The 13,253-nt window shown below is 50.6% G+C and carries 9 protein-coding genes; all 9 read left to right on the top strand.

Annotation, left to right across the window (positions count from 1 at the left end):
- Positions 1 to 25: 25 nt before the first annotated feature.
- Entirely contained in the window at positions 26 to 682 is a 657-nt protein-coding gene (locus DW819_RS13405; protein WP_118733680.1) for a precorrin-8X methylmutase, read from the top strand.
- Positions 683 to 777: 95 nt separating this feature from the next.
- The gene (locus DW819_RS13400; protein ID WP_118534367.1) at positions 778 to 3,063 is read left to right on the top strand and encodes a bifunctional (p)ppGpp synthetase/guanosine-3',5'-bis(diphosphate) 3'-pyrophosphohydrolase; all 2,286 of its coding nucleotides are present in this window, start codon (positions 778 to 780) and stop codon (positions 3,061 to 3,063) included.
- Positions 3,064 to 3,110: 47 nt separating this feature from the next.
- Positions 3,111 to 3,773 (top strand): MBL fold metallo-hydrolase, encoded by a 663-nt coding sequence (locus DW819_RS13395; RefSeq protein WP_118534366.1) that lies wholly within the window; start codon positions 3,111 to 3,113, stop codon positions 3,771 to 3,773.
- Positions 3,770 to 5,281, top strand: a complete 1,512-nt coding sequence (gene hemZ, locus DW819_RS13390; RefSeq protein ID WP_118733654.1) for a coproporphyrinogen dehydrogenase HemZ — start codon at positions 3,770 to 3,772, stop codon at positions 5,279 to 5,281. Before DW819_RS13395 ends, hemZ begins: the two co-directional genes overlap by 4 nt.
- 112 nt (positions 5,282 to 5,393) lie before the next feature.
- Positions 5,394 to 6,656, top strand: coding sequence for a histidine--tRNA ligase (gene hisS / locus DW819_RS13385; protein ID WP_118733653.1), 1,263 nt, complete (start codon positions 5,394 to 5,396; stop codon positions 6,654 to 6,656).
- Positions 6,657 to 6,696: 40 nt separating this feature from the next.
- Positions 6,697 to 8,499, top strand: a complete 1,803-nt coding sequence (gene aspS / locus DW819_RS13380) for an aspartate--tRNA ligase (RefSeq protein ID WP_118733652.1) — start codon at positions 6,697 to 6,699, stop codon at positions 8,497 to 8,499.
- 168 nt (positions 8,500 to 8,667) lie between these two features.
- Positions 8,668 to 9,342, top strand: coding sequence for a response regulator transcription factor (locus DW819_RS13375; RefSeq protein WP_118733651.1), 675 nt, complete (start codon positions 8,668 to 8,670; stop codon positions 9,340 to 9,342).
- Complete coding sequence (locus tag DW819_RS13370; RefSeq protein WP_118733650.1) at positions 9,342 to 11,063, top strand: HAMP domain-containing sensor histidine kinase; 1,722 nt, start codon at positions 9,342 to 9,344, stop codon at positions 11,061 to 11,063. Before DW819_RS13375 ends, DW819_RS13370 begins: the two co-directional genes overlap by 1 nt.
- Positions 11,064 to 11,445: 382 nt before the next feature.
- Entirely contained in the window at positions 11,446 to 13,011 is a 1,566-nt protein-coding gene (locus DW819_RS13365; protein ID WP_118733649.1) for a nitrite/sulfite reductase, read from the top strand.
- The last annotated feature ends 242 nt before the right edge of the window (positions 13,012 to 13,253 follow it).

The raw sequence follows: 13,253 nt of genomic DNA, 5'->3' as shown, positions 1-13,253 counted from the left end.
GGAAAAAAATGGAAAGGATAACATTATGATAGAAACAATGCAGTGGGTTCGGCCGGAGGAGATCGAGGCCCGCAGTATGGCCATCATCGAAGCTGAGATGCCGGAAGGAAACTGGACACCGGGTGAGCTGGCCGTGGTGAAGCGTTGTATCCATACCGCGGCGGATTTTGATTATGCCAGCAATCTCTATTTTTCTGATGGAGCGGTGGAGCTGGCAGTAAATCTGATGAAGAGCGGCAGGGGCTTTACCATCGTGACGGATACCAACATGGCGCTGGCCGGTGTAAACAAGGCGGCACTCAAACAGCTAAACGGAACGGTCCGCTGCTTTATGGCAGATCCGGATGTGGCGGCTGAGGCGAAGGAGCGGGGCGTGACAAGGGCTATCGTCAGTATGGAACGCGCGGCAACGCTTGCCGGACCGGTCATCTTTGCCATCGGCAACGCGCCGACGGCCCTTATTCGATTGTATGAGATGATGCAGAAGGGTGAGATCCATCCGGATTTTATCATCGGAACCCCGGTGGGCTTTGTAAATGTAGTAGAGTCGAAGGAGCTCATCTGTCAGTCGAGTGTGCCATGCATCGTGGCGCGCGGAAGAAAAGGCGGAAGTAATATTGCGGCAGCTGTGTGCAATGCGCTGATGTATCAGGTCACCAGGACGCAGAAATCGGGCAAATAGCTTAAAACTAAGCCTTCGGGACGTAATGCTTGCATTTTCCGACAAAAAATTTTATAATGTGTTAATATATTATCTTCAAAAAGGTGGCTTTTTCTATGGCGAATGAACAGACGGAGAAGAAAATGGACATTGAGCTGGAGAATCCCGCAGATTTTACCAGCCCGGAAGAATTGTATAAGGACCTGATCCGCAGTATCCGGAAGTATCATCCTTCAGATGATATCTCCCTGATCGAGAAAGCGTACAAGGTTGCCCATGAGGCACACAAGGATCAGAAACGAAAATCGGGTGAACCCTATATCATTCACCCTCTTTGTGTTGCCATCATTCTGGCAGACCTTGAGATGGATAAGGAGACCATTGCGGCAGGCATTCTTCATGATGTCGTGGAAGACACCGTCATGACGCTGGATGAGCTTTCTAAGGAGTTTGGTCCGGAGGTAGCGCTCCTGGTAGACGGCGTCACGAAACTGACCCAGCTGTCCTGGTCCAAGGACAAGGTGGAGATGCAGGCAGAGAACCTGCGCAAGATGTTCCTCGCCATGGCAAAAGATATCCGTGTCATCCTGATCAAGCTGGCCGACCGTCTGCACAATATGCGTACGCTGCAGTACATGAAGCCGGAGAAGCAGAAAGAAAAAGCCCGTGAGACCATGGAAATCTACGCGCCCATCGCCCATCGTCTCGGTATTTCCAAGATCAAGGTGGAACTGGATGATCTCTCATTAAAATATCTGCAGCCAGATGTCTACTATGACCTGGCGGAAAAGATTTCCCTTGGTAAGGATGCCAGGGAGGAGTTTGTCAAGAGCATTGTTGATGAGGTTTCCACCCACATGAAGGAGGCCGGCATTGAGGCCAAGGTTGACGGACGCGTGAAGCATTTCTTCAGCATCTACCGAAAGATGGTCAACCAGCACAAGACGCTGGATCAGATTTATGATCTGTTTGCAGTGCGCATCATTGTAGATACGGTAAAGGACTGTTACGCTGCCCTGGGTGTTATCCATGAGCTGTACAAGCCGATCCCGGGCCGGTTCAAGGACTATATTGCCATGCCGAAGCCGAATATGTACCAGTCTCTGCACACCACGCTGATCGGCAGCAACGGCCAGCCGTTTGAGATCCAGATCCGGACCTTTGAGATGCACCGTACCGCAGAATACGGTATTGCGGCGCACTGGAAGTATAAAGAGAGCGGAAGCGGCAAGGTTGCTGCAGGCGATGAAGCTGCAAAGCTGTCCTGGCTGCGCCAGATCCTGGAGTGGCAGAAGGACACCAGTGACTCCAAAGAGTTCCTGAGCATGGTAAAGGGAGATCTGGATTTATTCTCCGAGAATGTGTACTGCTTCACTCCGTCAGGAGATGTCAAGACACTGCCGAGCGGTTCTACAACCATTGATTTTGCGTATTCCATCCACAGTGCGGTGGGCAACAAGATGGTCGGAGCAAGGGTGAACGGCAAACTGGTGCCGATCGAGTATGTGATCCAGAATGGCGACCGCATTGAGGTCATCACATCCCAGAACTCCAAAGGCCCGAGCCGTGACTGGCTGGCTCTGGTGAAGAGTACCCAGGCCAAGAACAAGATCAACCAGTGGTTTAAGAGTGAATTAAAAGAAGATAACATCGTCCGCGGCAAGGATCTCATCGATCGTTACTGTAAGACCAAGGGCATCAATTTTGGCGATTTAAATAAGCCGGAGTTTCAGGAGAAGGTCATGCAGCGTTATGCCTTCCGTGACTGGGATTCTGTTCTGGCTTCCATTGGCCATGGTGGCTTAAAAGAAGGCCAGGTCATCAATAAGATGATCGAGGAACGGGAGAAGAAGACCCGCAAGGAGGTTACCGATACCAACATTCTGGATGGTCTCAGCGAGATGTCTGGAAACAAAGCCGAGGTCAGCAAGAAGACCAAGGGCGGAATTATGGTAAAGGGCATCCATGATGTGGCAGTCCGTTTCTCACGCTGCTGCAGTCCGGTGCCGGGCGACGAGATCGTGGGCTATGTGACCCGCGGCCGCGGCGTATCCATTCACCGGACAGACTGTGTGAATATTATCAACCTTCCGTCGGAGGAGCGCACCCGTCTCATTGAGGCCGAGTGGCAGCAGCCGGAGGATGACAGCAGCACCAAGGAGCGCTACACTACGGAGATCCAGATTTACGCCAATAACCGCATCGGCATGTTTGTCGATATTTCCAAGGTGTTTACGGAGCGCCAGATCGATATCACCTCGATGAATGTGCGCACCAGCAAGCAGGGCAAGGCCACGATCATTATGACGTTTGACATTCACGGAATCGAAGAACTGAACCGGCTGACGGACAAGTTAAGACAGATCGATGGCGTGATCGATATAGAAAGGACTGCGGGATAGTTGTTCCGCAGTTTTTCTGTGTTTCGGATATAGAAAAGGAGCAGATTATGAGTGATTTTCGAATTAAAACCTATGTGCTGGGCGGTGTCAGCACAAACTGTTACCTCGTGTTCCGTGAGGGCGAAAAAACAGCCGTGATCATCGATCCGGCAGACAATGCGGATTACTTAAAGAACAAATGCCGGGAATTTGGCGTGAAACCTGAGGCAGTCCTTCTTACTCATGCGCATTTTGATCATATGCTGGCTGCGGATGATATTCGCAAAGCTTACGGATGCAAGGTTTATGTCCATATGGACGATGAGCGGATGCTGAATGACCCGTTTCTGAATCTTTCCGGAACCATGGGAACAGAGCAGACCGGTATCAGCGCAGACCATCTGCTGCGGGATGGAGATGTACTCCATTTCTTAAACAGGGAGTGGAAGGTTATGGCCACACCGGGCCATACAGCAGGTTCTGTCTGTTATTACCTGCCGGAGGAGAAGGTGCTGTTCAGCGGAGATACCCTGTTTGCGGAGTCTCTGGGACGGACGGATCTTCCGACCGGAAGCATGTCTGCCATTGTTCATTCCATCGCAGAGAAGCTTCTGGTGCTGCCGGATGATATCATGGTCTATCCGGGACATGGTGATGCTACTACCATTGGTTATGAGAAGCAGTATAATCCGGTGGCAGCTTATGTGAGAAAGCGAGGCATGCAGGCATGATCGGAATTTTGTTAAATGACAGCGCTTACGAGCAGGATATCCGGGAGCTTCTGATGGCATTTTACCCGGGACAGACCTTTGCGCATGAAATGCAGGAGGATCTGGACTTTTTTGTGGAAGGAACGGTAAATGAAGATCGTACGGAGTTTACGTTATGTCTGGGATATTTCGGAAGCTCCTGCTTCCATCTGCTGTCCATGGAGAAACTGGAGCCGGAGATCCGGGCCGAATTTCAGGCGGCGGCGGAGAACAGTGTTCTGAAAGTAAATTACGAAAATCGCTTTGAGACAAAGAATAAGATTAAACGCAGACTCTATGTGCTTCTCATGCAGCAGACGGGAAAGCAGCTCCCGTGGGGAACCTTAACAGGCATTCGTCCGACCAAGATTGCCATGACAAAGCTTGCGGAAGGCGAAACGGAAGATCAGATTTTCCGCCACATGAAGGATACCTATTTCACCAGCGATGAGAAGATTCACTTAAGCATCGAAATTGCCCAGAGAGAACGCAAGCTGCTTTCGACCATTGATTATAAGGAAGGCTACAGCTTGTATGTGGGCATTCCGTTCTGCCCGACCACCTGCCTGTATTGTTCCTTTACCTCTTATCCGATCGGAAAGTGGAAGGACCGCACTCACGAGTATCTGGATGCGCTGTTCAAAGAACTGGATTATGTGGCAGAAAAGAAGAAGGGCTGCACGCTGGACACCGTTTATTTTGGCGGAGGAACCCCGACTTCTCTTTCTCCGGAAGATCTGGACAGGCTGATCACAAAACTAAAGGGGACCTTTGATTTCTCTGCCGTTCAGGAGTTTACCGTGGAAGCAGGACGTCCGGACAGCATCACCCGGGAGAAGCTGGAGGTGCTTAAGAAACATGGCGTGGGCCGCATTTCCATCAATCCACAGACTATGAAGCAGGATACTCTGCGTCTCATCGGACGCCGCCACACAGTGGAGGATGTGGTGGACCGTTTCAAGCTTGCCCGTGAGGTTGGCTTTGACAACATCAATATGGATCTCATCATCGGACTGCCGGAGGAAACTCTGGAGGATGTACAGGCCACCATGGAGGCAGTGAAGGCCCTGGCACCGGACAGCGTTACCGTGCATTCCCTGGCCATTAAGCGCGCGGCACGCTTAAACACCATGAAGGAAGTTTATAAGGATTTAAAGATCGAGAATACGCAGGAGATGATCGATCTGACTGCCCGCTATGCCCGTGAGATGGGCCTGGAGCCGTACTATCTGTATCGCCAGAAAAATATGGCAGGCAATTTTGAGAACGTGGGCTATGCGGCACCGGGAAAGGCCTGCATCTATAACGTGCTCATCATGGAGGAACAGCAGACCATCATCGGCTGCGGCGCGGGAACCACCACCAAGCGCCTGTTCGCCGAGGAGAACCGCATCGAGCGCTGCGAGAATGTGAAGGATGTAGAGCAGTACATCAGCCGCGTGGAGGAAATGATCGAGCGAAAAGAAAAATTGCTGTCAGATGCGCAGTAACTGTAACAAGTTGAACGCTTACGATTGCAATTTGTTCCTTAGAATAGTATAATTTGTAAACGAGTATGTGATTTTCAGGAAGACTTAGAAACATAGAAAACGGAGAATAAATATGGCATTAAAAAAGAAGCCGGTTACCGGCATGCGTGATATCCTGCCGGCAGAGATGCAGGTGCGGGAATATGTGATGAACCAGATCCGTGAAACCTACCGCAGTTTCGGATTTACCCAGGTGGAGACTCCGTGTGTGGAGCACATCGAAAACCTGACTAGCAAGCAAGGCGGAGACAACGAGAAGCTGATCTTCAAGATCTTAAAGCGCGGAGAAAAATTAAACCTCGAGACCGCTGAAACCGAGAACGATTTAACCGACAGTGGACTTCGCTATGACCTGACCCTGCCGCTGTCCCGTTATTATTCCAATAACGGAGCACAGCTCCCGAGTCCGTTCAAGGCTCTTCAGATGGGCAGCGTGTGGCGTGCGGACCGTCCGCAGCGCGGCCGTTTCCGTCAGTTCACCCAGTGCGATATCGACATCCTGGGTGACGCAACCAACATGGCAGAGATTGAACTGATCCTGGCTACCACCACTGCTCTTGGCAAGATCTGCCCGAAGAACGCGTTTACCGTCCGCATCAATGACCGCGGCATTTTAAAGGGCATGGCTCTTTACTGCGGATTCCCAGAGGATGGCCTGGATCAGGTATTCATTACCCTGGATAAGATGGACAAGATCGGTCTGGATGGCGTAAAGGCAGAGCTTCTGGAGCTTGGTTACGCAGCGGAGAGCGTAGAAAAGTATGCAGAACTGTTATCCGGCCTTGGCGAGGACGCCGCAGCAGTCCGTGGTCTTGGCGAGACCTTAGCCGGTGTGCTGGATACAAAGACCGCAGAGAATCTGGCCAATATCATGGATACCGTAACCGAGGTAGCCGAGACCGACTTTAAGCTGGCCTTTGACCCGACTCTGGTGCGCGGCATGTCCTACTACACCGGAACCATCTTCGAGGTTTCCATGGAAGGCTTTGGCGGTTCCGTTGCAGGCGGCGGAAGATACGACAAGATGATCGGCAAGTTTACCGGTCAGGATACTCCGGCCTGCGGCTTCTCTATCGGCTTTGAGCGTATCGTTACCATCCTTATGGAGCAGGGCGGCGAAATCGAAAATGCGGCTCCGAAGAAGGCTTATCTTATCGAGAAGGGCATGGATCCGGCACGCTACGGACAGATCATGAAGCAGGCTATGGGCGAGCGCAAAGCCGGTGTCCAGGTGCTTGTTTCCATGATGAACAAGAATAAGAAGTTCCAGAAGGAGCAGTTAAACAAAGAGGGCTATAACGAATTTGTAGAGTTTTATAAAGAAGCCCTGAAATAAGAGCTTTGAAATAAGATCATTGAATCAAAGGAGATAAATCATGGCAGAATCAATGCTGGGACTGAAGCGGTCCCATCGGTGTACAGAAGTCACCACAGCAAACATCGGTCAGGAAGTGACCGTTATGGGCTGGGTGCAGAAGAGCAGAAACAAGGGCGGAATCATTTTCGTGGATTTACGTGACCGTTCCGGTATCCTGCAGATCATCTTTGAGGAGAGCGACTGTGGTGCAGAGAGCTTCGCAAAGGCAGAGAAGTTAAGAAGTGAGTATGTCATTGCTGTAACCGGCCGCGTGGAGGCACGTTCCGGCGCAGTCAACGAGAACCTGGCAACCGGTGCCATTGAGGTGCGCGCCAACAGCCTGCGCATCTTATCTGAGTCCGAGACTCCGCCATTCCCGATCGAGGAGAACTCCAAGACCAAAGAGGAGCTGCGTTTAAAATACCGTTTCCTGGATTTAAGAAGACCGGATATGCAGCGCAACCTGCTGTTAAGAAGCAAGATTGCCATTCTCACCAGACAGTTCCTGGCAGAGGAAGGCTTCCTGGAGATTGAGACTCCGACCCTCATCAAGAGCACCCCGGAGGGCGCAAGAGACTACCTCGTACCGAGCCGTGTACATCCGGGTTCCTTCTATGCGCTTCCGCAGTCTCCGCAGCTCTTTAAGCAGCTGTTAATGTGCTCCGGTTATGACCGTTATTTCCAGCTGGCACGCTGCTACCGCGATGAGGATCTGCGTGCAGACCGTCAGCCGGAGTTCACCCAGATCGATATGGAGCTGTCCTTTGTAGACGTGGATGATGTCATCGATGTCAACGAGCGCCTGCTTCACAAGCTGTTCAAGGAAATCTTAAACGTCGAGATCCCGCAGCCGATCCCGCGCATGACCTGGCAGGAGGCTATGGACCGCTTCGGTTCCGATAAGCCGGACCTTCGTTTCGGCATGGAGTTAAAGAATGTATCTGATGTAGTCAAAGACTGCGAGTTCGTTGTATTCAAGGGTGCTCTGGAAAACGGCGGCACCGTTCGCGGTATCAACGCTGAGGGACAGGGTCATATGCCGCGTAAGAAAATCGATGCGCTGGTTGAGTTTGCAAAGGGATACGGAGCAAAGGGTCTTGCCTACGTTGCGATCCAGGAGGATGGCAGCTACAAGTCCTCCTTCGCGAAATTCATGACCGAGGAGCAGATGGCAGCCCTGATCTCTGCTATGGATGGTAAGCCGGGTGACCTGCTGTTGTTTGCAGCGGATAAGAATAAAGTTGTATGGGATGTTCTGGGCAATCTGCGTCTGGAGATCGCGCGTCAGCTTGACCTCTTAAAGAAAGACGATTACAAGTTCCTGTGGGTAACCGAGTTCCCGTTACTGGAGTACTCCGAGGAGCAGGGACGTTTCGTGGCAATGCATCACCCATTTACCATGCCGATGGATGAGGACTGGCATTTAATCGATTCCGATCCGGGCGCAGTACGCGCGAAGGCATACGATATCGTATTAAACGGTACCGAGATCGGCGGTGGTTCCGTCCGTATCCACCAGAGCGACATCCAGTCCAAGATGTTTGAGGTACTGGGCTTCACTCCGGAAAAGGCACAGGAGCAGTTCGGTTTCCTGCTTGAAGCCTTCAAGTACGGAGTTCCGCCGCACGCTGGCCTGGCATACGGCCTTGACCGTGTGGTAATGCTGATGGGCGGCTGCGACAGCATCCGTGAAGTCATTGCCTTCCCGAAGGTAAAGGACGCATCCTGCCTGATGACCGAGGCGCCGACTCCGGTAGATCCAAAGCAGTTAGAAGAGCTTGGCATTGAGGTATGCGAAGAGACTGAGACAACTGAAGAATAAGTCATGATATGTCAGGGACAGAGATCTGCGAAAACAGAGATTCTGTCCCTGTTTTCTGTATGTGTGAAATCTCTGTGAAAATGTGGAAAAGCAAAAAAAACTCTGCTAAAATGGGGAAAAGATGAAAGAAACACAAAGAGAATCAAAAGCAGAGAGGAGACGATACATATGGAATCGTTGAAGATATTAGTAGTAGATGATGAAGCCAGAATGCGCAAGCTGGTGAAGGATTTCCTGACCATCAAGGGCTTTACCGTGATCGAGGCGGAAGATGGCGAACAGGCTGTAGATATGTTCTTTAAGCAGAAAGACATTTCCCTTATCATCCTCGATGTCATGATGCCGAAGATGGATGGCTGGGAGGTTTTAAAGACCGTACGCCAGTATTCCCAGGTGCCGGTCATTATGCTGACCGCCCGCGGCGAGGAGCGGGATGAGCTTCAGGGCTTTAAGCTTGGTGTGGACGAATACATTTCCAAGCCCTTTAGCCCGAAGATTCTGGTGGCCCGGGTCGAGGCCATTCTGCGCCGTTCCAACGTAGCGGTCAGTGAGACCACGGAGGTAGGCGGTATCCGAATCGACAAGGCAGCGCACCAGGTCGAGATTGACGGAAAACCAATTGATTTAAGCTACAAGGAATTTGAACTGCTGACCTATTTTGTAGAAAACCAGGGCATCGCTCTTTCCAGAGAGAAGATCCTCAACAATGTCTGGAATTATGATTACTTTGGTGATGCCCGCACCATTGATACCCATGTCAAAAAGCTGCGCAGCAAGATGGGCGAGAAGGGCAATTATATCAAGACCATCTGGGGCATGGGCTATAAGTTCGAGGTAGACTGATGAAGCACAAAAAGATTTTTCGGTTTCATTCTATCCGTCATCGCATCATGCTGATCTTCGTGGGTCTTATGGCGGCCATGCTTCTGGCCATCTGGGGTGTGAATACCTGGTGGCTGGAGGGCTACTATGTGGACCAGAAGCTGAAGGTGATGGAGCAGGCCTACACGGATATTGACAGTGCCATCCAGGAAAAGGTTGGCGAGAATGAGAACATCGGTGATGTGCTGCGGGAGGAACTGGAGCAGGAGTGGGATATCTGGAAACAGACGGCAAAGGGAGATACCGGTTCTGACAGCGAGGAAGAACCGTCCGGGACCGATGAGGCAGAACCGTCCGAGCAGACGGATGAGGACATCCCGGAAGCTCTTCCGGAAGACATTCCGCAAGAGCAGGGAACCCTGCTTGGAACGATCCGCACCTACAGCGAGCAGAACAACATTGCGATTACCCTCATTGACAGTGACACTGGAAAGGCGCTGGTCAGCTCCGGCCGTGACAGCGACTTTCTGACCCAGAAGCTGCAGCGATATGTGCTGGGCATGGGACACAAGCACATGGAGATATTAAAGCAGCATGATAATTATGTGGTGGAGAAGAATCGGGACTTCCGTTCCAGCAGTACCTATATGGAGAGCTGGGGGTATTTTTCGGATAACCGGACCATGTTCATCATGTCCATGCCTCTTGCCAGCATTCGGGAGAGCGTGGCGCTTTCCAACCGGTTTATCACCTGGGTCGGCTTGATCGTGCTGGTGTTCGGAAGCATTATGATGTGCTTTGTCACGAACCGCATCACCAAACCGATCATGAAACTGTCGGCCCTTTCCGAAGAAATGTCAAAACTGAATTTTGATGTTGCTTACGAGGATGATGCGGAGGATGAGGTGGGTGTTCTGGGTCGGAGCATGAATTCTCTTTCCCACAGCTTAAAGGATGCCATTGGTGCCTTGCAGGATGCCAACAAACAGCTGCAGCACGACATTGACGAGAAGATCCAGATCGATGAGATGCGAAAAGAGTTCATTGCCAATGTCTCCCATGAACTGAAAACTCCGATTGCCCTGATCCAGGGCTATGCGGAGGGGTTATGCGACGGCATGTGCGAGGACGAAGAAAGCCGCAGTTATTACTGTGAGGTCATCATGGATGAGGCCAACAAGATGAACAAGATGGTACGCCAGCTTCTGACCCTGACGGCCCTGGAATTTGGAAACGACACGCCGAGCATTGCAGCTTTTGATGTCACGGAGCTGGTGCATGACCTGATCAATTCCTCCGGCATCCTCATTCAGCAGAATGCGGCAAAGGTGAGCGTAGATATGCCGGAAACCCTGGTGGTTATGGGGGATGAATTCAAGATCGAGGAAGTTGTGACCAATTATCTGACCAACGCCATGAATCATCTTGGCGGCGACCATAACATCCGTATCTGGAGTGAAACACTGGATGGGGTGGCAAAGATTCATGTATATAATAATGGAACTCCAATCCCGGAGGAAGACCTGCCGAATCTTTGGACGAAGTTCTACAAGGTAGACAAGGCCCGCACCCGTGCTTACGGCGGCAGCGGCATCGGACTTTCTATTGTCAAAGCCATCATGGAAGCCCATCACCAGCAGTACGGTGTGGCCAATCACAAGGATGGCGTAGAGTTCTGGTTTACCCTGGCGCTGGCACCGGAGAAGTCGGAAGAGGAAGAACAGCGGGAAGAGAACAGCTGACGAAAAAAATCAACCGTTGTCAGAATACAGAAGTTTGCAATCGAATGCGAAGAACGAAAGAATGTTAAGCGAAAAAAATAATTGACAATATCCCGATGTGGAAGTAAAATAAAAAAATTCAATAAAACATTGCTTGAAACCGTTGAAGCGGAGATAAAAACAAATCGTGCACTTACAGAGAGACGGATGGCTGGAAAAATCCGGTTAAGATCCGGCAGATCATAGAAAATGTCCATGCATTTGTTCCATTGAAAACAGAATTATGATACAATAAGAGACATCTGGCGCAGCTGGGTGTCTTTATGTTTTTCAGGGAAATTACCTCCTGTGAAACGAAAAATGCTCTCCAGGGAAACGCGCTGTTTACATCAGGAGGAGACATATGGAAATCAGAAATGACCACAACTGGAAAGAGGATATTCCTGCTTTCAGGGAAAAAACGGCAGCCTTTTATGCAGGAGAACTCAGCAAAGATGCCTACAAGGGCTTTTCCGGACTGTACGGAAGCTACGCGCAGAAGGGCGGAAAGGCAAGCATGCTGCGTCTGCGCATGACAGGCGGTTGTGTGACAAAGGAAAAACTGAAATTTATTGCAGATACCATTCGAACATATAATCTGAAAAAAGCTCATTTTACCACCTGCCAGACAATCCAGCTTCATGATCTGGACGGCAGCATTGTGGCGGATATTATGGAGCAGGCTATGGATGTGGGGATCATCACTATGGGCGGAGGCGGAGATTTCCCGCGCAATGTCACCTGCAGCCCACTTTCCGGCGTGGAGAAGGACGAATACTTTAACGTGCTCCCATGGGCAAAGGCAGCAGGTGAGTATCTGATGGGGTTTATCCGTGCAGAGAAGATGCCACGTAAGCTAAAGGTGGCATTTTCCAGCTCTCCGAGCAACCTGTCCCATGCCACTTATCGTGATCTCGGATTCGCGGCGCGTCCGGATGGCTGCTTTGATGTATACAGTGCAGGCGGTCTGGGCAGCAATCCCCGTTTTGGTGTTCTGATCGCGGAAGCGGTAAAACCGGAGGATATCTGTTATTATATTAAGACTATGTGGCTGACCTTCCGTGCGTATGGAAACTATGAGAACCGTGGCAAGGCTCGCAGCCGCTACATGCAGGAAAGTCTTGGCGGTGCTGAAAATTATAAGAAAGCATTTCTGGAGAAGCTGAATGAGGTATATGCTTCCGGTGAGGATTTAAAAATCAGCACGGATTCTCTGCCTGTATTAAAACGTGGGGATGGCAGGAATATTACCGGTCCGCGTGTTCTGGAACAGAAGCAGCCGGGACTTTATACTGTATCCTGGCATCCGGTGGGCGGACAGCCCGATCTTTCTGTTCTGTGTGCTTTAAGTGATGCGATTCAGAGCATGGAAGGTGTGGAGCTGCGCCTGGCACCGGATGAAACAGCGTATGTGATCAATCTGACCGCAGCAGAGGCAGAGCGAGTTCTGGATATTACGGAGAATAATACGGCAAAAACAGAATTTGAAGGATCAGTCAGCTGCATTGGAGCAGCAGTATGTCAGGTTGGTGTGCGGGATTCCCAGTCACTCCTCCGAGCCTGTGTGGAGGCTGTGCAGAAGGCTGGACTTCCGGCTGATGCGCTGCCTAAAATCCATATTTCCGGATGTCCTTCCTCCTGCGGTACCCATCAGACCGGTGTTATGGGATTTCGCGGAGCAGCCAAGAAAGTAAATGGAAAGGCAGAGTCTGCGTTCCTTCTGTTCTTAAATGGATGCGATATACAGGGAAAAGAAAAAATGGGGGAAGAACTGGGAACCATTCTGGAAAGTCAGATTCCGGACTTCCTGCTTTCTCTTGGTAAAGCTGTGGCTGCAGCAGGTGTAAGCTTTGCGGAGTGGAATGCCAGAAATCCACAGGGAGTAAAAGAAATCGCGGCTCCATTTATTGCAGCAGAGCAGGCGCGATAGTTTCGTTGAATTGCAGCTGTTTTCTGTGAAAAATAAAAAAATGAAAAAAGTTGAAAAATACTGTTGACTTTTGCCGTGACATTTGATATTATAATCCTCGCCCCGTGAGAACGGGGCAGGAAATCAAAAAGATTTCCAAAATAAATGAAAAAGTTGTTGACAAAGCGAAAACGATGTGATATGATATTGAACGTTGCCGCTGAGAACAGCAACAACATGAACCTTGAAAATGAAAGATTGAA

The organism is Clostridium sp. AM33-3, from assembly GCF_003480315.1.
Taxonomy (GTDB): domain Bacteria; phylum Bacillota; class Clostridia; order Lachnospirales; family Lachnospiraceae; genus Brotaphodocola.
This window is presented reverse-complemented; position numbering and strand designations above follow the sequence as displayed.